The 22003-nt window shown below is 68.6% G+C and carries 22 protein-coding genes; 9 read left to right on the top strand and 13 right to left on the bottom strand.

Translation table 11 applies throughout. From position 1 onward, the window contains the following. Window positions 1–128: 128 nt before the first annotated feature. Genes ABN611_RS26930 through eda form a run of 3 tightly spaced genes read right to left on the bottom strand, consistent with a single transcriptional unit; the run spans window position 129 to window position 2760 of the window. Window positions 129–752 carry an AAA family ATPase gene (locus ABN611_RS26930; RefSeq protein ID WP_350275024.1) on the bottom strand — a complete coding sequence of 208 codons (624 nt, stop codon included), beginning with the start codon at window positions 750–752 and terminating at the stop codon, window positions 129–131. Beyond that, the gene (locus tag ABN611_RS26935) at window positions 749–2047 is read right to left on the bottom strand and encodes an MFS transporter (protein WP_350275025.1); all 1299 of its coding nucleotides are present in this window, start codon (window positions 2045–2047) and stop codon (window positions 749–751) included. The genes ABN611_RS26930 and ABN611_RS26935 overlap by 4 nt, the downstream gene beginning before the upstream one ends. Before the next feature lie 32 nt (window positions 2048–2079). After that, complete coding sequence (eda, locus tag ABN611_RS26940; protein WP_350275026.1) at window positions 2080–2760, bottom strand: bifunctional 4-hydroxy-2-oxoglutarate aldolase/2-dehydro-3-deoxy-phosphogluconate aldolase; 681 nt, start codon at window positions 2758–2760, stop codon at window positions 2080–2082. A gap of 91 nt (window positions 2761–2851) precedes the next feature. On the opposite strand from eda, the gene ABN611_RS26945 reads away from it, so the two are divergent. Beyond that, window positions 2852–3646, top strand: coding sequence for a DeoR/GlpR family DNA-binding transcription regulator (locus tag ABN611_RS26945; RefSeq protein ID WP_350275027.1), 795 nt, complete (start codon window positions 2852–2854; stop codon window positions 3644–3646). Here the strand turns inward: ABN611_RS26945 and ABN611_RS26950 are convergent. The 6 genes from ABN611_RS26950 to ABN611_RS26975 form a co-directional block, all read right to left on the bottom strand. Further along, window positions 3639–4466 (bottom strand): carbohydrate ABC transporter permease, encoded by an 828-nt coding sequence (locus ABN611_RS26950; RefSeq protein WP_350275028.1) that lies wholly within the window; start codon window positions 4464–4466, stop codon window positions 3639–3641. The two genes, ABN611_RS26945 and ABN611_RS26950, sit on opposite strands and share 8 nt — an antisense overlap. 26 nt (window positions 4467–4492) lie before the next feature. Then, window positions 4493–5485 (bottom strand): sugar ABC transporter permease, encoded by a 993-nt coding sequence (locus tag ABN611_RS26955; protein WP_350275029.1) that lies wholly within the window; start codon window positions 5483–5485, stop codon window positions 4493–4495. A 6-nt stretch (window positions 5486–5491) separates the two neighbouring features. Next, window positions 5492–6838, bottom strand: coding sequence for an extracellular solute-binding protein (locus ABN611_RS26960; RefSeq protein WP_350275030.1), 1347 nt, complete (start codon window positions 6836–6838; stop codon window positions 5492–5494). A gap of 253 nt (window positions 6839–7091) precedes the next feature. Next, window positions 7092–7355: a hypothetical protein gene (locus ABN611_RS26965; protein WP_350275031.1), complete on the bottom strand. Its 264-nt coding sequence runs from the start codon at window positions 7353–7355 to the stop codon at window positions 7092–7094. A gap of 26 nt (window positions 7356–7381) precedes the next feature. After that, window positions 7382–8251: an SDR family NAD(P)-dependent oxidoreductase gene (locus tag ABN611_RS26970; RefSeq protein WP_350275032.1), complete on the bottom strand. Its 870-nt coding sequence runs from the start codon at window positions 8249–8251 to the stop codon at window positions 7382–7384. Between the two features lie 14 nt (window positions 8252–8265). Beyond that, window positions 8266–9393, bottom strand: a complete 1128-nt coding sequence (locus ABN611_RS26975) for an IS110 family transposase (RefSeq protein WP_350275033.1) — start codon at window positions 9391–9393, stop codon at window positions 8266–8268. A gap of 268 nt (window positions 9394–9661) precedes the next feature. Between ABN611_RS26975 and ABN611_RS26980 the strand changes: the two genes are divergently transcribed. Further along, window positions 9662–10150: a MerR family transcriptional regulator gene (locus ABN611_RS26980; protein WP_350275034.1), complete on the top strand. Its 489-nt coding sequence runs from the start codon at window positions 9662–9664 to the stop codon at window positions 10148–10150. Here ABN611_RS26980 and ABN611_RS26985 read toward each other — a convergent pair. Beyond that, a complete protein-coding gene (locus ABN611_RS26985; protein ID WP_350275035.1) occupies window positions 10147–10680 on the bottom strand; it encodes a hypothetical protein in 534 nt (177 codons plus the stop codon). The two genes, ABN611_RS26980 and ABN611_RS26985, sit on opposite strands and share 4 nt — an antisense overlap. Window positions 10681–10801: 121 nt before the next feature. On the opposite strand from ABN611_RS26985, the gene ABN611_RS26990 reads away from it, so the two are divergent. After that, window positions 10802–11398 carry a DUF2867 domain-containing protein gene (locus tag ABN611_RS26990; RefSeq protein ID WP_350275036.1) on the top strand — a complete coding sequence of 199 codons (597 nt, stop codon included), beginning with the start codon at window positions 10802–10804 and terminating at the stop codon, window positions 11396–11398. A 266-nt stretch (window positions 11399–11664) separates the two neighbouring features. On the opposite strand, the gene ABN611_RS26995 is transcribed toward ABN611_RS26990, so the two are convergent. Then, on the bottom strand, window positions 11665–12234 hold the full coding sequence (locus tag ABN611_RS26995; RefSeq protein WP_350275037.1) for a TetR/AcrR family transcriptional regulator: 570 nt from the start codon (window positions 12232–12234) through the stop codon (window positions 11665–11667). A 49-nt stretch (window positions 12235–12283) separates the two neighbouring features. Then, on the bottom strand, window positions 12284–13504 hold the full coding sequence (locus ABN611_RS27000; RefSeq protein ID WP_350275038.1) for an ROK family transcriptional regulator: 1221 nt from the start codon (window positions 13502–13504) through the stop codon (window positions 12284–12286). A gap of 102 nt (window positions 13505–13606) precedes the next feature. Between ABN611_RS27000 and ABN611_RS27005 the strand changes: the two genes are divergently transcribed. The 6 genes from ABN611_RS27005 to ABN611_RS27030 are packed head-to-tail and all read left to right on the top strand — an operon-like array spanning window position 13607 to window position 20991. After that, complete coding sequence (locus ABN611_RS27005) at window positions 13607–14908, top strand: extracellular solute-binding protein (protein ID WP_350275039.1); 1302 nt, start codon at window positions 13607–13609, stop codon at window positions 14906–14908. Between the two features lie 3 nt (window positions 14909–14911). After that, on the top strand, window positions 14912–15868 hold the full coding sequence (locus tag ABN611_RS27010) for a sugar ABC transporter permease (RefSeq protein WP_350275040.1): 957 nt from the start codon (window positions 14912–14914) through the stop codon (window positions 15866–15868). Further along, entirely contained in the window at window positions 15865–16695 is an 831-nt protein-coding gene (locus tag ABN611_RS27015) for a carbohydrate ABC transporter permease (RefSeq protein ID WP_350275041.1), read from the top strand. Before ABN611_RS27010 ends, ABN611_RS27015 begins: the two co-directional genes overlap by 4 nt. Before the next feature lie 4 nt (window positions 16696–16699). Beyond that, window positions 16700–18274, top strand: coding sequence for a glycoside hydrolase family 66 protein (locus ABN611_RS27020; protein WP_350275042.1), 1575 nt, complete (start codon window positions 16700–16702; stop codon window positions 18272–18274). A 19-nt stretch (window positions 18275–18293) separates the two neighbouring features. After that, the gene (locus tag ABN611_RS27025; RefSeq protein ID WP_350275043.1) at window positions 18294–19946 is read left to right on the top strand and encodes an alpha-glucosidase; all 1653 of its coding nucleotides are present in this window, start codon (window positions 18294–18296) and stop codon (window positions 19944–19946) included. A 10-nt stretch (window positions 19947–19956) separates the two neighbouring features. After that, window positions 19957–20991: a Gfo/Idh/MocA family oxidoreductase gene (locus tag ABN611_RS27030; RefSeq protein WP_350275044.1), complete on the top strand. Its 1035-nt coding sequence runs from the start codon at window positions 19957–19959 to the stop codon at window positions 20989–20991. Here the strand turns inward: ABN611_RS27030 and ABN611_RS27035 are convergent. Next, entirely contained in the window at window positions 20972–21958 is a 987-nt protein-coding gene (locus tag ABN611_RS27035) for an alpha/beta fold hydrolase (RefSeq protein WP_350275045.1), read from the bottom strand. The genes ABN611_RS27030 and ABN611_RS27035 overlap by 20 nt on opposite strands. Between the last annotated feature and the right edge of the window lie 45 nt (window positions 21959–22003).

Here is a 22003-nt window from a genome sequence, read left to right on the forward strand (position 1 = left end):
TGTCGCTGGTGCTGAACGACCGCGCCCGCGGCCGGATCCGGGCCCACCCGGAGCCGGAGATCGTCACGGCCTGTTCGAACGCCAGGACGACATCGCCACCACGGCGTACTGGTACCAACTCCAGACGGCTACGCCGTTCCCGGCCCTGCCGCCGGCTCCTGACCGTTGGCCCCGCTGACCCTGCCGGCCGCCGCGCGGAGTGCTGTGTCGAAGCCGTCCAGGTCCAGGGTGTCAGAGGAGTTGTCGAGGGTGAGGTGGGTGGCGCCGGACCAGTTGCAGGTGGTGGCTTGGGTTGTTGCCCAGAACTGGTCCCAGTGGGCGAGTTTCCAGGTGTCGCGGGCATAGCCGCGGCGGGCCACGCGGTCCTGGACGAGCGGGCCCGCCGCGGTGACGTGTACTACGACCAGGCTGGCGTCGGGCCAGTCGGCGGTTGCTTCCAGCAAATAGTCCCCGTCGGCGAAGAAGCGGCCGAACGGCGCGTCCAGTACGACGGACCGGCCGACGCCGAGGTTGTCGGCGCAGAGGCGGAGCAGGGTCGCGTACTCGAGTGGCAGGATGGTCGACAGGTAGTACTCGTTGTGGTCGCGGTCGTTCCGGTCGGAGCCGTTCTGCTCGAGCAGGAGCTCGGTGAACGCGGTCGCGACGGTGTCCTTGTCCAGGTACGCGGCGTCGTAACGCCGGGCCAGCTGCCGGCTCACGGTGGACTTCCCGGAGCCGGCCGGCCCGATCACGAAGAAGACGGTGGGAGTCACGCGGTGGCACGTTCCTTCACGAACACACCGTACGACGTCGCGCCGACGAGCAGCAGGACCCCGCCGACGACGAAGACCAGACCGTAGTTGTTGCCGGTGGCATCGAGGATGAACCCGGTGACGGTCGGCGCCAGCGCGGCGCCGAGGAAGCCACCGAAGTTCTGGATGGCGCCGAGCGACGCGACCTGCTCGGGTTTCGCCAGGTCCGACGCGAGGGTCCAGATCACGCCGATCGGGATCTGCGCCGCGAAGTACCCGACGCACAGCAGCGCGATGCTCAGTACGTCGCTGCGTACGAACGCGACCGGCAGCACCGCGGCCGCGGCGAGCACCGCGCCGCCGACGATCGGGATCTTCCGCGCGGTCAGGGTCCGGACGCCGCGCTTGATCGCCGCCGCGGACAGCAGGCCGCCGGCGAGGACGCCGACGATGCCGCAGAGGAACGGCAGGGCGCCGATCCAGCCGGTCTTGGTCAGGCTGAAGCCGCGGCTGGTGTGCAGGTAGCCGGGCAGCCAGGTCAGGTACACCCAGACGGTGTAGAAGATGCCGAAGGCGCCGATCACCATGAACCAGGTGTTGGCCTGCTTGAGCAGCGAGCCCCAGGAGCCCTTCGTGGCCTGCCGTTCCTCGGCGGCTTCCTCGCCGAGGCTCTTGATCGCGGCCTCCTCGGCGGGCGTCGGGTTGCGGTAGAGCTTCACCCAGACCGCGACCACGATCAGGCCGAAGGCGCCGACCACGATGAACATGCCCTGCCAGCTCATCGTCAGCATCAGGAACGTCAGCAGCGGCGGTGCGATCGCGTTGGCGATCTGGGAGCCGGTGTTGATCAGCGACAACGGCAGCGACCGCTCGTCCTTGTGGAACCAGCGCTGCGAGACCTTGAGCCCGGAGGTGAAGAACGGCGACTCCGCGATGCCGAGCGCCACGCGGGCGGCGTACAGGAAGGAGAAGCTGCGGGCGAAGCCGGTGACGATCGTGACGACGGACCACAGGCCGGCGGCCCACGCGTACATCGCCTTGGCGCCGAACCGGTCCACCAGGTACCCGGCCGGTAGGTTGGCGAGCGCGTACGGCCAGGCGAACGCGGACAGCAGCACGCCCATCTGGATCGTACTGAGGCCGAGATCCGCCGCGATCGTCGTGTTCGCGACGCCGAGCGTGCCCCGGTCGAGGTAGTTGACGACGCCGCCGACGACCAGCAGGGCGATGAACAGCCACCGCACGCGGGTCGGTCGTGCGGGTGCGGCCGGGGCGGTCCCCGGCGCCGCCTGGGCTTGAAGGGTCGAGTCCTGCATGATGCGCTCCTAGGGCGACTGTAGCGAGGGGTTTACGGGGTGCGCGCCCCGAATCGGGCTGGTGGGGTGGGTTTGCGAACAGCACTGTCGACGGCGGCGAGGAAGGTCTTGGCGGCGATCGTCACCGGCTCGTAGTCACCCGGCGCGTGCCCGGCCTTGGTGACGAAGCTGCCGACGCCGACCGCGGAGACCCCGGCGGCGAACCACTCGCCGACGTTCTCCGGGGTCACCCCGCCGGTGGGCGCGACCGGGATGTGCGCGAGCGGCGCCAGCACCGACTTCACGTACTGCGGTCCGAGCACCTCGGCCGGGAACAACTTGACCAGGTCCGCGCCGGCCTCGGCCGTGTTGACGATCTCGGTGGGCGTGAACGCGCCGCTGATCGAGACGGCCTGGTAGCGGTTCGCGACCGCGAGCATCTCCGGATTGAGGTTCGGGCTGACCAGGAGTTGCGCGCCGGCCTGGATCGCGGCGTACGCCGACTGCGCGTCGAGCACGGTACCGGCGCCGACCACCACCTCGGGGTGTTCGGTGGCGAGCCGCTCGATGATCCGCAGGGCGTTCGGGACGGAGTAGGTGATCTCCAGCGCCCGGATGCCGCCCGCGATGGCCGCCGTGGCGACCTGGTAGGCCTCCTCGGCGTCGTCGAGCCGGACGATCAGGACCACGCCGGTGTCGGCGATCGCCTGAAGTCGTTGCAACTTTGTGAACATGGTTTCACAGATTATTTCAGCGATTCACATCGGTCAACAGTTGATGTGAAGATCTGTTAAGTTCTGATCAACGCGTTCGGGGAGGGCGGCGATGGAGAGCACGGGACCACTGATTCCGGAGCAGCGGCACCAGCGGGTGCTGCAGCTGCTGCGGCGGGACGGCGTACTGAGCACGCGGGCGCTGACCGAGCACCTCGGTGTCTCGCACATGACCGTACGGCGGGACATCGCGGCGCTGGAGGAGTCCGGACAGGTCGTCTCGGTCCAGGGCGGCGTCCGGCTCGCCGGCACCGCCGGGCAGGTCCCGCCGCAGGAACGCCGGCAGCGCGCCGTGCTCGAGCTACCGCGGAAGCGCGCGATCGCCGCCGCGGCCGCCGAGCTGGTCACCGACGGCATGGTGATCTACCTGGACGCCGGTACGACGTGCGAGTCCGTGGTCGCGTACCTCGCCGGGCGGCGCGACCTCACGGTGGTGACGAACGACTTCTACGCGGTGACCGCGCTGTTCGACGTACCGGACGTCGAGGTGATCCACACCGGGGGAGCGGTCGACAAGGCGAGTGCGTCGAGCAGTGGTCGGCTCGCGGCGGCGACGCTGTCCGCGATCAACCTGGACCTGTTCTTCCTCAGCACCGGCGCGTGGAGCGTCTCGCGCGGGGTCAGCGCGCCGACCCTCGACAAGGTCGAGCTCAAGCGGGCCGCGATGGCCTCGGCCTCGACGACGGTGCTGCTCGCCGACAGTACGAAGTACGGCACCGCGTCGAAGTTCCAGGTCGCGCCGCTCGTCGAGCTCGACCTGGTGGTCAGCGACACCGATCTCCCCGGCGACACCCGCAAGCGCGTCGAGGATCTCGGTGTCGAACTGCGCCTCGCCTCTGCTACTTGATCCCTGCCAGCCGGACGCCGTTGACGATGTACCGCTGGAAGATCAGGACCAGCACGATCGTCGGCAGCGCCGCCAGGGTCGAACCGGCCATCAGCATGCCCCACTCGTTGCCGCGCGCGGACCGGAACGTCGCGAGGTACTGCATGATCTGGGTCAGGTCGGGGTTCGACACCACCAGCACCGGCCAGACGTACGAGTTCCAGTAGGCGAGGAACGAGGCGATGCCGACCACGACGAACGGCCCGAGCGACTGCGGGACGAAGATCTGCAGGAAGATCTGCCAGCGGGTCGCGCCGTCGATCAGCGCGGCCTCCTCCACCGCGGCCGGCATGTTGAGGTAGAACTGCCGCAGGAAGAACATCTGCGCGCTCGACGCCACTCCCGGGATGATCAGCACCGCCAGGGTGTCGAGCATGCCGAGCTTGCTGACGACGACGAACGACGTCAGCAGGATCGCCATCGCCGGCACGAACATCGGCGTGATGCAGACGATCCACCACAGCGGCTTGCCGGCGAAGTCGAGCCGGGCGAACGCGTACGCCGCCATCGCGTTCACCACCAGGCTCGCGACGGTGAAGATCACCGCGCCGGCGAACGTGATCGCCATCGCCCGCACGAACGGCGGGTCCGCGAGGATCAGCCGGTAGTTCTCGAGCTGCCACACGTCGGGGAAGAACTGGAACGGGCTGCGCAGCACCTCGGCCTGGCTCTTGAACCCGGAGATCGCCATCCACGCGAGCGGGAAGAGCGCGGTCACGGCGATGCCGGCGACGAGCAGGTAGGACACGAGCCGGCGGGGGGCGTACCAGGAACGATTCATCGGGGTCCTTCTGGTTCTGGTGCGCGTCAGGCGTCCGACGACTTCTCGGAGCTGACGACGCGGAAGATGATGACGGAGATGGTGCCGATCACGAGGAACAGCAGCAGCGCCGCCGTCAGCGAGTAGCTCGTCGCGTACGGCGTACCGTCGCGGAAGCTGTTGAAGATGTACAGGTTCGGTGTGTTGGTCGCGTTCACCGGGCCGCCGTTCGTCATGACGAGCGGCAGCTGGAACTCCTGGATCGTCAGCGTCACGCCGGTGACGAGCAGGAACAGGATGACGTTGCGCAGCGACGGGATCGTGATGTACCAGGTGCGCTGCCAGAAGTTCGCGCCGTCGAGCTGGGCCGACTCGAAGTAGCTCTCCGGGATGTCGAGGATGCCGGCCAGCATGATCAGCGTCGAGACGCCGAAGCCGAGCCAGACCGCCGGTACCGCCACGGCCGGCAGCGCGGTCGTCGCCGTGTTGAGCCACGCGAGCGGGCCCTGGCCGAACAGCCCGATGAACCAGTTCGCGAAGCCCTCGTCCTGGTAGATGAAGACGAAGATGATCGCGGCGACCACGCTGGACACCACGGCCGGCACGTACACGGTCGTCTTCATGAACGCCGCCATCCGCTTCGACAGCGTCGCGATGAAGCTCGCCAGCAGCAGCGCGAGCACCAGGATCGTCGGCACGACCATCAAAGCCAGCTTGAGCCCGACGAACAGCGAGTCGTAGAAGTCGGGGTCGGTGAGCACGAACGTGTAGAAGTCCAGCCCGACGAACTCTGCGTCCTTGTAGAAGCTGATCTCGAAGAAGCTGAGGTAGAACGCGTAGGCCAGCGGCCAGAGGACGAAGATCCCGAGCAGGACGACCATCGGGGTGATCATCAGGTACGCCGTCCGGTGCGCGCGCAGGTGCCGCGGCACCTGCTCCCCGACCTTCGCGGTACGCCGCCGCTGCCTGCGCGACGGCGTACCGCTCGGACCGGTCACATCGGCGGCCTTGCCGGTCGGCTTGGCGGATGTGTCGAGCATCGTCGGTCAGCCCTTCGGTGCCGTGCCCTTGAGGCGCTGCTGCTTGATGACGCGGTCGATCGCGTCGCTCGCCTTCTGGGTCGCGGCCGGGATGTCGGACTTGCCCTTCATGACGGACTCGATGGCCGTCGCGAAGGCGAGCGAGATGTCGAACGGGTACGCCGGCTCGGCCTTGCCGGTCGCGACGACCTTCTCGCTGATGATCTTCATGAACGGGTCCGACGTCGCGGCCGGGTCGTTGGCGAGCGCCTGGTCGACCGAAGTACGGACCGTGTACTTCGAGAACCCGCTCTGGCGGAAGAAGTCGGCCATGATCGCCGGGTCGCCCGCCAGCAGGTACTCGATGAACTTCGCCGCGGCCTCCTTGCGCTTCGACTTGGAGTCGACCGTGAGCGTCCAGCCGCCCAGCGTCGCCGTCGGCTTGCTGGCATCGCCGTCGATTGACGGGAAGGGCGCGACCGCGGTGTTCTTGATCAGCGCCGGGAAGCTCTGCTTCAGCTGGCCTACCGCCCAGGAGCCGTTCGCCATCATCGCCACCTGGCCCTGGCCGTACGGCGTGGCGTCGGGGTAGCCGACCTTCGGCTGCTGCGGAATCCAGCCCTTCTGGAACAGGGTCTGGTAGAACTCGAAGAGCTTCGTGTAGCACGGGTCCTTCGCGTTGGCGGCGGACCAGTCGTCGTTGATCGGCAGGTGGCCGCACGCGTTGTACTGCAGGCCCCAGCTCGACCAGCCGAGGTCGGGCGCGACGGACGCGATCGTCATCCCCTTGACCTTGCCCTTCGTCAGCTTCTCGGCCCAGGTGAGCAGCTCGTCCCAGGTCTTGGGCGGTGCGTTCGGGTCGAGACCCGCGGCCTTGACGAGGTCGGTGCGGTAGTACAGCACGGTCGAGGGCTCGACGAGCATCGGGTACGCGTAATGCTTGCCGTCGACCTTGACGAAGCCGGCGACGTTCTCCTTGATGTCGCTCCAGGCCTTGTCAGGCAGCAGTCCGTCGAGCTCGGCGAACTGGCCGTTCGCGACGCCGGCCGGGATGCCGCCGTAGTTCGTCGTCGCGACATCGGGCTGCGTGCCCGCGGCCTGCGCGGCCTTCAGTTTCTGCTGCCAGGTGTCACCCGGCACGACCTGGTACTTCACCTTCACCGCGGTCTGCGACGCGTTGAACTTGTCGACGTGTGCCTTGAACCACTTCTGCTGGTACGGCTCGAACTGCTGCTGCCAGAAGGTGATCTCGGCCGTCCCGCCGCTGTCCCCGGAGCCACCCGAACTCCCCGAGTCCGAGTTGCACCCCGCAACGACCAGCGACCCGGCCGCCGCCGCTGCCACGACGAGAACCCTCAGTCTCCGTAAACGCATGTCCCTACTCCTTCTGCGATCTGTGAGTCCGCGGCGGTCAGGAACCAGCGCTCGACGTTGCTCACGCGACGGAGTGTGGCAGAAATCGATTTCCCAGACAATGTCTCGGCAACGATCAATCGAGGTCGTTACCGGTCAGATCGCGTCGACGGAGATCGGCGGACGATGCCGCAGGACGAGGGCCCCGACGGCGTCTGCGACCGGGGCACGGTCTCCGAGAGGAGCGGAGTACCGAGCATGGCGGACCGGCGGATCAGTCCTCTGCGATGTATCCGGTGGCCGGGTCGACCATCGACAGGAAGCCGCGGATGTTCCTCTCGTGCTCCTCGTCGGACCCAGCCACCGGACTCACCGCGAACCCGTAGCCCGCATTAGGCCCACTGACCCAGTCGTACTGCGTCCCACCGCCGCCCGACCAAACCTCGAACACCTCGCCGTCGACGTGGAGCCTCCGCGCGACCCCCACGCGCTCCGGCTCCGGTGCGATGCCGGGAACGGCACCGTCGTGCTCACCCATGTCCCAATCGTAGTGACGTCTGCCGGTCAGAACGCGCGGACGGCTGGGGGGAGGCCGGGGAAGTCGGCGGACTCGCTGACGGCGGCCCATTTCTGGACGGCGTCGAGGTCGCGTTGGTAGACGCGGGTGAGGTTGCGGACGGCTTCGGCTCCGAGCGGGAGGCGTAGGGGTGCGTCGGGGTGTCCGAGCATGTCGCGGATCGCGCGGGCGGCGCGGTTGGGGTCGCCTTCCTGGATGCCGTCGGCCTCGGCCATGTTCGCGCGGACGGCGCCGATGACGTCGTCGTACGTCGTGTTCTGCTCGGCGGTGTTGAGTACGTCGGCCGCGTTGAACCCGGTGCGGAACCGGCTCGGCTCGACGATCAGTACCTGAATGCCGAACGGTCTGACCTCGCCGGCGAGCGCCTCGGACCAGCCTTCGAGGGCGAACTTGCCGGCCGAGTAGCTGCCCACAGCGGGGAACGACATCCGCCCGCCCTGACTGCTCATCTGCACGATCGCGCCAGCGCGGTTCTCCCGCAGGTGCGGCAGCACCGCCCGGACGTAAGCGGCCGGACCGAACAGGTGCTGCTCGAGCATGTCGCGCAGCTCGGCGTCCGTGACCTCCTCGGCGGCGCCGACCTGCCCGGCGCCGGCGTTGTTGACCAGTACGTCGATCCGCCCGAAGATCTCCAGCGCGCGCTGTACGACGCCCGCCGCCGCGGAGATGTCCCGTACGTCGTGCTCGAGCGCAAGGAGCTGGTCGCCGTACCGCGCCTTGAGGTCGTCGAACTTCTCGATCCGCCGCCCGGTGCCGACGACCCGCTCGCCGGCGCTCAGGGCGGCCTCGGCCAGCGCCAGTCCAAGACCCGAACTCGCGCCGGTGATGATCCACGTCGGATGGTGTGCTGTGTTCATGCGTTTCTCCTATGTCAAGCCGCGGCCGCGAGTGTGGTCGCGGTGTTGGTTGTGGGGTTGTTCTTGAGGGTGTTGAACACAACGCGGGCGAGTCGTCGTTTGAGGCAGCGCAGGGCTTCGGTTTTGGTGTCGCCGGCGGCGAGGCGTTTGTCGTAGTAGGCGCGGCCGAGACCGCCGCGACGGATCTGGGTGATTGCGATGCGATGCAAGGCGGCATTGAGTTGCCGGTTGCCGGATCTGTTGACGCGGACCCGGCCTTTGGTGCGGCCGGACCAGACCGGGATCGGCGCGACGCCGGCGTGCATGGCGTACTTCGCTTCGTGCGGGAACCGGGCAATCCCGGCGGTCTCGCCGACGATCTTGGCCGCGGTCAGCGCGCCGCAGCCCTCCAGTTCGAGCAGCGCCGGGGCCTGGACAGCCGCCAGAGCGGCGATCTCCTGTTCCAGCCCGTTGACCCGCACGGTCACCGCGTCGATGTCGGCGAGCAACTCGCGGGCCAGACGCGCATCGATTCCGTCCAGATGATCGGGCAGGCCGGCCAGGAACTCCATGAGCTCACCACGGGTCGCGGCCCGCTTCAGCGACTTCGGCGCCGGGTCGATACCAGGATCGATCCGGTGCAGGTGCCAGCGGAGCCGGTTGATCACCTGGGTGCGCTGGGCGACCAGGTCGTCGCGGTGATCGACCAGCAGCTTCACTTCCCGCGACGACTCGTCATGCGACGCTTCGGGCAACCCCGGTTCACGCAGTACCGCCCGTGCCACCGCGAGCGCGTCGATCGGGTCGGACTTACCCCGCGTGCGGGCAGTACGGCGTTGCTCGGCCATCATCTTCGGCGGCACCCGCACCACAACCTGCCCGGCATCCAGCAGGTCGATCTCCAACCGCGCGGACAGATGCCGGCAATCCTCGATACCCCACTTCACCTCGGCACCAGCACCAGCACCAGCACCAGCACCAGCACCAGTCTGGCCGGCCCCGAACTCACGCTGAACCCACCGAACCGCCTTGTCATGACCGGCCGCGTCAGCCTTCACCGTGACCTCGCCGAGCTTGCGCCCGGCATCATCGACCGCGACGAACGTGTGCGTCCGCTTGTGCACATCGGCACCAACAACAACCATGGTGGTTGCCTCCTTCACTCAGATGCGAGGGACGGTTGGACCGGCCGGCGGACACATCTCAGTCGGGGGCGGTGCCACGCTCCTATCAAGTCACGCCGGCCGGCTCCTTCACACCCGGCATCGGCAAAACGCATGCTCGCCAGACCCACAGGCCGGCACCGACGCTATGAGCCAGACACCAGGTGCTCAGGATCCAACCACCGCGCGAGCGGCAGCATCACCCTGACACTGACCGCGACGCTAGGCCTTCGAGCGCGCTCCAAGGCAAGCGGTCTAGGCTGACGGGGTGGCGACCGACGAGTTGATGGCCAGGGCGCTGGCCGCGATCGGTGACGACGGCACCGTTTCGGTGGAGGCGATCCACCGGCTCGCGGACCTGGCCGACGTCCCCGAGTCGATGACGATCGCCGAGGTGTCCGAGTACCTCGACATCTCGCCGCACACTCTGCGGTACTACGAGCGCGCGGGACTCGTCGACGTACCCCGCGACGGCACCGGCTACCGGGTGTACGACGCGTCGGCGATCCGGCGGCTGGTGTTCATCACCCGGATGCGACTGTCCGGGATGGCGATGCGCGACCTGCAGCACTACGTCGAGCTGGCCGACGCGGGGGAGAGCACGGTGCCCGAGCGCCTCGACATGCTGCTCGAACACCGCGACACGCTCCGCCGCCGCATCCGCGAGCTGACCCTCTCGCTGGTCGCGACGGAGTTCAAGATCGCGACGTACGGCGGCGAAACCGGCCCGGACGTCACGGGAAAGGACCGGCGCTAGCTCTCGTGTTCGAGCGGGGTGTCCTGATGTTGTTCGAGGAGGTGCAGGACGGGGACGCCGAGGTGGCGGCGGGCTTGGGCGGACCAGTCGACGTGGAGTAGTTCGGCGATGACGTGGGGCCGGGTGAGTACGACGACTTCTTGGCCGTCGACGCGTGGGATGTAGTCGACGAGTTCGTCGACCGGGCGGAGGTGTGTGATGGTGCCCTCTGCCTCGAGGTTGAAGGAGCGTAGTCGGCCGGTACTGCGTTCCAGTGCCGCGGTCGCGCGGGCGTCCACGGCGCGCTGCGCTTCGTCGCCTGCCTTGCGCAACTCCTCGTCCGAGCGGACCGAGTACCGCTGGCTCGCCATCCCGAACAGCTCCGTACCGGCGAGGCCCGCCAGCGTCGCCTCGACCTGCGCCTTCGCGTCCTCACACGGAATCACCACGTGGAACCGGACAGGATCCGGCGCGTCGGCGTACAACTGCACCAGCCGCTCCGCGTCCGGCACACTCAGCTCGTCCTCGACCAGGACCACGACGTCGTACACGGGAATCACCTACCAGCACCAGTATCCATCGCGACGGGCGTCACACCGGTTCCATCTATACGCTGCCGTATAAGACGTCGTACGCTCCATCTATACGGCATCGTATGGATGGAGTGGGACGATGAGGATCGCGAAGTCGGAGCACACGGCGCGGCCGTGGCGGATTCACGAGATCACCCGGGACTTCACGCTCGAGGACGTCTGGCGGTTGCCGACGCCGGGTGGGCCGGACGGGCTGCAGCTCTTCGTTGCCGATGTCACCGGTACGACGGATCCGTCGGTGAACTGGGCGTGGCCGGCTCGGGCGTTGTGGAAGCTCCGGTGGAAGCTCGGTGCGTGGTTCGGGTGGGACGATCCGGAGCACGGGCTGAAGGCGCGGGTGCCCACCCTGCGCGACCGGCTGCCGGACGACCTGCGCGACGGGCCGTCGGGGCCGGAGTTCGCCGGGCTGCCGTTCGCGCCGCTGTACCAGTTGCACGACGAGTGGGCGGCCGAGATGGCCAACCGGACGGTGCACGGGGTGATGCACATCGGGTGGGTGCCGGACGGGGACGGCCGGTACCACGCCCAGATGGCGGTGCTGGTCCGGCCGAACGGGTTCTTCGGGCGCCTGTACATGGCGGCGATCGCGCCGTTCCGCTACTGGATCGTGTACCCGCAACTCATGCGCGCGATGGAACGCGAATGGCGTGCCGTCGCGGACGGTGCTCCTGCCTGACGACGAGCTGACCAAGCGCCTCAAGGGGCTCGTAGTCCCGCTCTCGGACGCGACGAACCTGTTGCGTCTGTGGATCGACTTCACCACCAGCCACGACCTACGGCTACCTGGCCATCGCGCACGCCGACCTGCTGACCGATTCGCCGTACCTCCTCGTGATCGGCGCCGCCTACCTCGTCACGATGCTCCTCACCAGCCTCCGCAACTGGTTCGCCGTACCCACCACAGGCCTCACCCTCGCAAACCTCCTCTACCTCACCGGCGCTCTACTTAGCCTGGTGTGATCGGTCGAGGATGAGGTCGGCGGCTCGGGCCAGTACTTCGGGTCTGGTGCGGTTGCCGTGTTCGACGGCCAGGAAGTGGGCGCCGATGGCTACGCAGAAGGCGATCAGGCTGCGGGCCTCTACCTCGTCGGGGTCGGTGCAGAAGGTGCCGATCATTTCGCGGAGGAGGTCCATGCGGCGGTTGTCGACGCGGCGCAGGCGGGTTGCCACGGCTTCGTCGCGGCGGGCCCAGTCGCGGATCGCCAGGTCGATCGGGAGCAGCCGGTCGTCGGAGAACGTGAGCATGCCGGCGCGGTGGATCTTGGTCTTCGGGTCGCCGCCCTCGGACTCGACGCGGGCGATCACGTCGTCGACGCTCTCGCGCTCCCAGGTGTCCAGCATCGCCTGCAGCAGCGCCTCGCGATCGGCGAAGAACCCGTAGAACCCGCCTTTCGTCACCCCCAGCCGCTTGGCCAGCGCCTCGATCCGTACGGCGTCCGGCCCGCCGGTGGCCAGCGTCCGCAGCCCTTCCTCGATCCACCGGTCCCGCGGCGTCCGCGTCGGAGCGACCATCCCGCACCTGCCTTCCTCGCAGCGATATACGCTACCGTACAATTGAAGGTCAAGAACCCGGACGGGCTTCGGGGAACAGCGCGAGTTCGGCGTGGTCGAGGGCTCGGCGTACGGCGCCCGCCACCACGGCGTGGTCCCCGAGGGTGGACGCGACGATCCGCGGCGGCGTGCCGGTGAGCGCGGCGACGTCACGGCGCAACGACTCGATCAGGACGTCGCCGGCCTGGGCGACCGCGCCGCCGATCACGACGAGGTCGGGGTCGAGCAGCGTGTTCAGCAACGTGATGACCCGCGCGATCCGTGTCGTGACCTGGTCGACGACGGCGACGGCCGCGGGGTCACCGGCCTCGGCCGCGGCGAAGACGAGTTCGGCCCGGATCTTGCCGGGGTCGCTGCCGGCCGCGCTCGCCAGCGCACCGGTCTTCCGGCGGCGCGTCGCCACGGCCTTGGCGCCGTACGCCTTGGCCAGCCGGGCGATGCCGTCGGTGTTGCCCACACCCTCCACGAGGTTGAGGAACTCGAGCTCGCCGGCGCCGCCGTGCCCGCCGCGGATCAGCCGCCCGCCGAGGAACAGGCCGGAGCCGAGCCGCTCACCGGCGAGCAGCTCGATGACGTTGTCGACGCCCTGGGCCGCGCCGCGCCAGCGCTCGGCGAGTACGGCGAGATTCGCGTCGTTCTCGACCAGCACGGGCGCGTCGAAGCCCTCGCCTACCGCGGTGCGGAGGTCGAGCTTGGCGAGCCCCGGAAGGTACTCCTCCTTGGCCACGACGTGTCCGTCGTCGCCGACCGGCCCGGGAACGGCCAGCGTGATCGCGAGGACCGACGACCGCGGCAGCTCCGCGAGCTCGAGCGCCGCGTCGACGGCGCGGCGGAGTTCGGCGATCCGCGCCTTGGCGCCGATGTCCTCGCGCCCGAAGTTCCGGGTGTTCTCGGCGACCTGGTTGCCGCGCAGGTCCGCGAGCACCGCGGTGACCTTGTTCTGACCGAGGTCGATTCCGATCACGAACCCGGCGCGCGCGTTGAACTCGTACTGCCGCGCCCGCCGTCCCGGGCCGGCGCCCCGCTCGGGCGGCCGGTGCTCGAGCTCGTGGATCCAGCCCTCGCTGATCAGGTGGTCGCAGACCGTGTGCACCGTCGGCCGGGAGAGGCCCGTCGCCGTCATCAGTTCCGTCCCGGTCGCGGGGCCGGTCGAGCGCAGTGCGTCGAGGATCGCGGCCGCGTTCAGCCGGCGCAGCAACGGCGAGGTCGTCGCCGGCTCGCGATTGTTCACCTGTCACCTCTTGACCTGGTCGGAACGGAACGCAAGACTACAGCAACCCATTTAATTAATGCCTCTAATCAAACTGACGCTCCAAGACTGAGGAGTACGACGATGAGACGAACGGGCGCACTCGCGACGGCCGCCGTCCTGGCCGCCGCCCTGGTGGCGTGCGGTACCGGCGGCGCGGGCTCCGGAGGGCAGGCCGAATCGGCCGCGGGGGAGAAGCTCGCGCCGGGCCAGCAGGTGTCCGGGACGATCACCTTCTGGCACGCCTACAGCGCGGGCGGCACCGAGGTGAAAACCCTGGAGAAACAGGTGATTCCGGCGTTCGAGAAGGCGCATCCCGGCGTCAAGGTCAAGCCGGTCACGGTCCAGTACGACCAGCTGCACCAGAAGCTCGTGACCGCCGCGGCCGGCCAGAGCCTGCCCGACGTGGTCCGCTCGGACATCATCTGGGTCCCCGAGCTGGCCAAGCTCGGCGTACTGCTGCCGCTCAGCGACGTGCTTCCGGACTTCAAGGAGCTCGCCGAGCAGACGTACGACGGTCCGCTCGCGACGAACCTGTACCGCGGGAAGTACTACGGCCTCCCGCTCGACACCAACACGAAGGTCATGCTCTACAACCCGAACGCCCTGCAGGCCGCGGGAGTGACCGAGCCGCCGAAGACACTGGACGAGTTGCGGACCGCGGGTCCGAAGCTTGCGGCGAAGAACGCGTACATCCTCGCCGAGGGCGACACCGGCGGCTGGAATCTGCTGCCGTACATCTGGTCGAACGGCGGCGAGATCACCGACAAGGACGTGACCAAGTCCGACGGCTACCTGAACGGCGAGAAGTCCGTGCAGGCCGTGCAACTGCTGGCCGATCTCTACAAGGAGAAGGCGCTGCCGAAGCTCATCCTGGGTGGCAGCGGCGGAACGCCGACCGCCGAGGGACTGGCCAAGGGCACGTACGCGACGATCATGGACGGGCCGTGGACCTACCCGCCGCTGCAGAAGCAGTTCCCGAAGTTCCAGATGAAGGCCGCGCCGTTCCCGAGCGGTTCGGCGGGCAGCATCAGCGTCGTCGGCGGTGAGGACGTGGTGATCACGACCGCGTCGAAGAACAAGGCGGCGGCGGCCGAGTTCGCTCGCTTCCTCCTCAGCCCCGAGGCGCAGAAGATGATGGCGGCCACCGGCCAGCTCTCGGTGCTGAAGTCGCTGAGCGGCGAGATGACGAAGATCGAGCCGTACTACGAGCCGTACATGGAGCAGCTCAAGACCGCTCGGCCGCGGCCGCCGACACCGGCGTGGACCAAGATCGACGACATCCTGCGCAAGCAGGTGCAGCTGGCGATCCGCGGTGACAAGCCGGTGCAGAAGGCGCTCGACGACGCGGTCGCGCAGATCGACCCGCTGCTGGCCAGGGGCTGATCCATGGCGACCCTGACAGTTCCGCGGGAGTCGCGGACGTCCGGCCGACCGGGTGTCGCACCGCGTCGGCCGGGTGGTCGCCGCTTCGAGCTGACGCCGTACCTGTTCCTGCTGCCCGGGATGGCGTTGTTCTGCGTGATCGTGGCCTATCCGCTGGGCCGGTCGTTGCAGATCAGCTTCTACGACTGGGCCGTGGTGCCGACGCAGGTGAGCCGGTTCATCGGCTTCGACAACTACGTTCGGGGCCTTCAGGACAGCCAGTTTTGGTTGAGTCTGGCCAACGTCGGGGTGTACCTGGTGATCACCGTGCCGGGCCAGGTCGTCATCGGGATGCTGATCGCAGTACTGCTGGACAGCAAGTTGCCTGGCCGCACGCTGTTCCGGGTGCTGTTCTACCTGCCGGTGGTGACCAGTTGGGTCGTCGTGGCATTGCTGTTCAAGTACCTCTTCACGACGGACGGCGGTGCGATCAACTGGGTGTTGCACGACACGCTGCACCTGGTCGACCACAACATCGCCTGGCTGCAGGGCCGCTGGACCGGGCTGATGGCCGTGAGCATCCTCGGGATCTGGAAAGGCGTCGGCTGGGCGATGGTCATCTTCCTGGCCGCGTTGTCCGGGGTGAGCGCGGACCTGAAGGAAGCCGCGGCGCTGGACGGCGCGAACGCCTGGCACCGGTTCCTCAACGTGTCCCTGCCGGCGATCCGCAAGACGCTGCTGTTCGTCGTCGTACTGCTGATCATCGGCGGCTTCAACGTGTTCATCTCGGTGCTGCTGATGACGAACGGCGGTCCGGCGGGCGGGACCGAGGTGCCGCTGACGTACATGTACAAGCAAGCGTTCGGGTTCCTCGACTTCGGCTACGCGTCGGCGTTGTCGTTCCTGCTCGCGATCGCGATCGCGGTGGTGTCGTTCGTGCAGTTCCGGTTGTTCCGCGAGGACTCGGGGGAGCGGCGATGAGGCCCGCGCGGTGGTCGATCGCGGCCCGGCTCGCGCTGGTCGCGGTCGGCGGCATCGTGATGGTGCTGCCGTTCCTGTACATGCTCGGTACGTCGTTCAAGCCGCACGCGTTCCTGTTCGAGCTGCCGCCGCGGCTGGTCCCGGAGGATCCGACGACGGCGAACTACGCGACGGCGTGGACCGGCAACGACTTCGGCCGGTACTTCCTGAACTCGGCGTACGTCGCGATCGCCACCACGGTCGCCGTCCTGACGGTGTCGTCGATGATGGCCTACGCGTTCGCCCGGTTCGACTTCGTCGGCAAGCGGCTCGGGTTCGGTGTGTTGATGGCCGGGCTGATGATCCCGGGCATCATCACGATCGTCCCGCAGTTCGTGCTGGCCACGAACCTGCGGCTGCTGAACTCGTTGAACGGCCTCGTGCTGTTCTACACCGGCGCCGGTGTCGCCTTCACCACGTTCCTGCTGCGCGGATTCTTCGAACGCGTGCCGCGGGCCCTGGACGAGGCGATGACGATCGACGGCGCCGGTCCGGTCCGCAAGTTCCTCCGGCTCTACCTGCCGCTGGCCCGCCCGGCGCTCGCGACGGCCGCGATCTTCTCGTTCCTCGGTGCCTGGGACGAGTTCGTCTGGGCGCTGACCGTGATCGACAACCCGGACAAGCGCACGCTGCCGATCGCGATCGCCGCGTTCCAGGGCCAGCACGGCACCGAGTGGGGCCTGGTGTTCGCGGCCTCCACGATCGCCGTGATTCCCGTCATCCTCGTCTATGTCGCCGGCCAGCGGCAGTTCGTCTCCGGGCTGGCCGCCGGCGCCGTGAAGGACTGATCCGATGCCAGAACTCCTGCCGACCAAGGTCAGCTACACGCCCGGTGAACCGGTCAAGGTCGAGGTCCGCGGCCTCGAAGCGCCAGCCGCCGCCACTGTGTACCACCTCGGCGATCCGGTGACCACCGTGGAGGTGGTTGCCGACGGCATCGTCGACTTCGGCCCGCTGGACCCGGGCGGGTACGGCGTCGAGCTCGGCGCGTCGCGCACCGCGGTCGAGGTGACCGGCGACCGACGCGCCGGCCTGCGGTACGGCTTCGTCGCGGACTACCGGCCGGATCGCGACCTCGACGCGGTGACCGACAATCTCCGTCGCCTGCATCTGACCGCCGTCCAGTTCTACGACTGGGCGTACCGGCACGCCGACCTGCTCGGCGGCGGTGACAGGTACGACGACGCGCTCGGCCAACCGGTGTCGCTGGACACGGTGGCCTCGCTGGTGAAGGCGTGCCACCAGGTCGGCGCGGACGCGCTGGGCTACGCCGCGGTGTACGGCGTCGGCCGCGACGAGTGGCCCGACTGGCAGCACCGCGCGCTCCTGCAACCGTCGGGCGAGCCCTACGGTCTGGGCGACTTCCTCGACCTGGTCGACCCGTCGGCGCCCGACTGGCTCGCGCACTTCACCGGCGACCTGCGCGCGGCGGTGTCCCGCGCGGGCTTCGACGGCTTCCACCTGGACCAGTACGGCTACCCGAAGCGCGCCGTACGGCCCGACGGCGAGACCGTTGACCTGGCGGAGGCGTTCGGCAGCCTGATCGACGGCGTCCGCGCCGAACTGCCCGAGGCGCGGCTGGTCTTCAACAACGTCAACGACTTCCCGACCTGGCGGACGGGCGCGCACCCGCAGGACGCGGTGTACGTCGAGGTGTGGCCGCCGCATGTGACGCTCGATCACCTGGCGGACGTCGTACGGCGGGCGCGGGCGGCCGGCCAGGGGAAGCCGGTGGTGATCGCCGCCTACCAGCATGTGTACGACTCCGCGTCGACGGAGGCGTCGGATCTGGCGACGGCGCTGACGATGGCGACGCTGTTCTCGCACGGCGCCACGCACCTGCTCGCCGGCGAGGCGGACCGGATCCTGGTCGACCCGTACTACGTCCGCAACCATCGCACCGAGGCGTCGACCGCCGCCTTGCTGAAGCGCTGGTACGACTTCCTCGTCGAGCACGCGGAGTTGTTGCTTCCGGCCACGATTGCGGACGTCACCGGGTCGTACACGCAGGTGTACAACGACGACTGTGATGTGACGTACGCGGGCGTCGAGGTTGCCGACGCCGCGCAGCCGGGCGCGGTGTGGCGGCGCGTGACCGAGGCGTCCGGGCGTCTCGTCGTACATCTGGTGAACCTCACTGGCCAGACCGATGCGTTGTGGGATGCGCCGCGTGAGACGCCCGGCGATCCCGGTCCCGCGGTGCTGCGGGTACGGCGGACCGGTGCGAACCTGCCGCGCGTCCGGGTCGCCGATCCCGACCGCGGCGCGCGGCTGGTCGACGTACCCGTCCGGATCGACGGTGATCATGCCGTTGCCGACCTGCCCGCGCCGCACCTCTGGCAGCTCGTCCTGATCGACCCGACCTGAACCTCCTGGAGCCCCAAGCGTGACACTCACTGAGCCAAGCCGACCCGCCACCGTCAGCGTCGAGGACGACTGGTGGAAGTCCGCGGTGGTGTACCAGATCTATCCGCGCAGCTTCGCCGACAGCAACGGTGACGGCATCGGCGACCTGCGCGGCATCACCGGCAAGCTCGACTACCTCGCGCACCTCGGCGTCGACGCGGTCTGGTTGTCGCCGATCTACCCGTCACCGCACGACGACAACGGGTACGACATCAGCGACTACACCGGCATCGATCCGGCATTCGGGACGCTCGAGGACTTCGACGAACTGCTCGCCGGGTTGCACGCGCGCGGGATGCGGCTGGTGATGGACCTGGTGGTGAACCACACCTCCGACGAGCATCCCTGGTTCGTCGAGTCGCGCTCGTCACTCGACAACCCGAAGCGCGACTGGTACTGGTGGCGCCGTACGCCGAACGACTGGGAGTCCTGGTTCTCGGGGCCGGCGTGGGAGCTCGACGAGACCACGGGTGAGTACTACCTGCACCTCTTCTCCCGCAAGCAGCCGGACCTGAACTGGGAGAACCCCGAGGTCCGGGAGGCGGTCTACGCGATGATGCGCTGGTGGCTGGACCGTGGGGTGGACGGCTTCCGGATGGACGTCATCAACCTGATCTCCAAGGATCCGGCGCTGCCCGACGGCGGCACCGAGCACTACGTCAACGGCCCGCGGATGCACGAGTACCTGCAGGAGATGCACCGCGAGGTGCTGGCCGGCCGGGACCGGCACATCCTGACGGTGGGGGAGATGCCGGGGGTGACGATCGACGAGGCGCGGCTGTTCACGGACCCGGCGCGCCGGGAGCTCGACATGGTGTTCCAGTTCGAGCACGTCGGGCTCGACCACGGCACGGGGAAGTTCGATCCGCGGCCGCTGCGGTTGCGGGACCTCAAGGAGTCGCTCGGCCGCTGGCAGGCCGGGCTCGCCGGGACGGGGTGGAACAGCCTCTACTGGAACAACCACGACCAGCCGCGGATCGTATCGCGGTTCGGGGACGACGGTGCGTATCGCGAGCGGTCCGCGATGATGCTGGCGACGGTGCTGCATCTGCATCGCGGTACGCCGTACGTCTATCAGGGTGAAGAGCTCGGGATGACGAACGCGCCGTTGCTCACGATCGACGACTTCCGCGACATCGAGTCGCTGAACTACCACGCGGCCTCGGTCGCGGGCGGCGCGTTGACCGCGGACGTGGTGGCGACGATGCGGGCGATGAGCCGGGACAACGCGCGGACACCGATGCAGTGGGACGCGGGGCCGGGCGCCGGGTTCACTACCGCCGTACCGTGGCTGCCGGTCAACCCGAACCACGATGTGGTCAACGCTGTCTCGCAGGTCGACGATCCGGCCTCGGTCCTCTCGTACTACCGCCGGCTCATCGAACTGCGCCACAGCGAGCCGATCATCGTCCACGGCGACTTCACGATGCTCCTACCGGACGACGACCGGGTGTACGCCTTCACGCGCCGACTGGGCTCCGACGCATTACTTGTCCTCGGCAACTTCACCGCCGAAGAGGTGACGGTGACGCTGCCCGACGTCACGGTCGGCGAAGTACTGATCTCCACCACCGACTCCCCGACCTTTGGCGTACTGCGGCCCTGGGAAGCCGTCGTGTACCGCCTCAGCTGAAAGGACAGTGATGCGACTACTGCAAGTTGGTCTGGGTGGATGGGGCCGCGACTGGGCGACGACCGTCGTACCCGCTGTCCCCGAGGTCACGCCGGTCGGCTACGTCGACACCGCGCCGGAATCGCTGCGCGCACTCGTCGATGTCGCCGGCGATGCCCGGTGTTTCGCGGACTTCGACGAGGCCGTCCTCGCGACCAGGCCCGACGCCGTGCTGGTGACTGCGAATCTGGCCGGGCATGTGCCGGCGGCTCGGGCGGCGGTCGAGGCAGGGCTGCCGGTTCTGGTCGAGAAGCCGTTGGCGCCTTCGATGGACGAGGCGCGGGCGCTGGTCGACTTCGCCGCTCAGAAGGGGGTGACGGTGATGGTCAGCCAGAACTATCGCTTCCAGCCCGCCGTGCACGCCGTACGGCGGATCGTCCGGGAAGGTGCGCTCGGCGCGCTGCATTCGGTGAGCATCGACTTCCGGCGGACGACGCCGAAGGGTCCGCCGGCACCCGGTCGGCCCGTGCTGACCGATCCGCTGCTCGGTGACATGGCGATCCATCACTTCGACCTGATCCGGGCCGTCACCGGCGTCGAGGCGCGCGAAGTGGTCTGCCGGACGTGGCAGCCGGACGGCTTCCGGTACGGCGGACCACCCGCCGCGGCCGCCCTGATCACGCTGACCGACGGCGTGGTGGTGAGCTACCGCGGCAGCTGGGTGAGTTCGGGAGCAACGACTGCCTGGGGAGGGGAGTGGCGGATGGAGTTCGACGGCGGCGAGGTCTGGTGGACCAGCCGCCCGGACGGCTCCGAGCCGGGCGTGACCGAGGCGGTCCGGATCAGGTTCGCCGGAGGCGACGAGAGCTCGCTGACGTTGCCCACCATGCCGCGCACGGACCGCGCCGGCAGCCTGACCGCCTTCGAAACCGCCGTCCGCGAAGGCCGCCGGCCCGAGACCTCCGCGGCCGACAACCTCGGCAGCCTCGCCATCACGTACGCCGCCATCACCTCGGGCCGAACCGGCGTACCCGTCGCTCCGTGGGCTACTTCAGCCAGTCGGTGACTGTCTGGACGAACTGGGTTCTGCCTTTGTCCGGGCGGTCGAGGTGGACGTAGTGGGTGGCGCCGGGGAGGGTTATCGTGCTGACCTGCCTGGCGGCGGTGAGGTCCGCGGCCAGGGAGGTGAGGTCCGACGGGCGGGACCAGAAGTCGTACTCGCCGCGCAGGACCAGTGTGCGAGCGCGGATCTGGTGGGCGTTCCAGAGTTGGGTGCCGTTGGCAAGTTTGTGGCTGTCGAGCATCGCGCCGGTCGGGGCGCGGAAGCTCGGCGGTTCGCGGTCGGCGGAGGTCGGGTCGCTGGCGAGTGCTGCCTCCGTGTAGGCCTGGGCGACGCGCGGGTCGCGCCACTCGGTCTTGTCCTCGACCGGGATGCTCGAGTCCCAGGACGGTAGCAGTTGGGCCGCGGTGTTCAGCCGGTACGCCGCGGTGGGTGCTGGCGTCTGGAACAGCGGATGGCCGGTCGTGGCGCCGTACAGGCTGCTGTGCACCACGAGGTTCGCCACCCGGTGCGGGTACTTGCTCGCGTACCAGGCCGCCCAGTGCCCGCCGGTCGCCCAGCCCACGAGGTCGACGCGTCCGGCGCGCAACCATCGGACGACCGAGTCGATGTCCTTGACGACCTGCTCGCCGGTGACCAGCGGCGCGTTCGCCTCGGGCGGCTCGGACATGGCGGCCGGCCGCGTCGAAGCGCCGTACCCCGTGGCGTCGAGGACGATGACGCGATGCCCTTGCCGTGCGAGGTCCTCGGCGAGTGAGCCGCCCGGCACCGGCAGGTCGAACGACGCGACGCCCGGAACCCGGGCCCCGTGCAGCAGGATGACCGGCCGGGCGCGCTTCGCGGACTCGAGCCGTACTTCGCGGACGTGCAAGGTGCCGGCCCCGCCGGGCACGTCCCAGTCGGTGCGTTCGACGCGATCCGGCACCGAGACGGGCAGGACCGTCAACAGCGCTACGAGAAGACTTGTGAACATGCTCGCCAGCATGCCGCCGCACCACACCGCTCTGACCATTCTGTA

It is taken from the genome of Kribbella sp. HUAS MG21 (assembly GCF_040254265.1).
In the GTDB taxonomy this organism is placed as follows: Bacteria; Actinomycetota; Actinomycetes; order Propionibacteriales; family Kribbellaceae; genus Kribbella.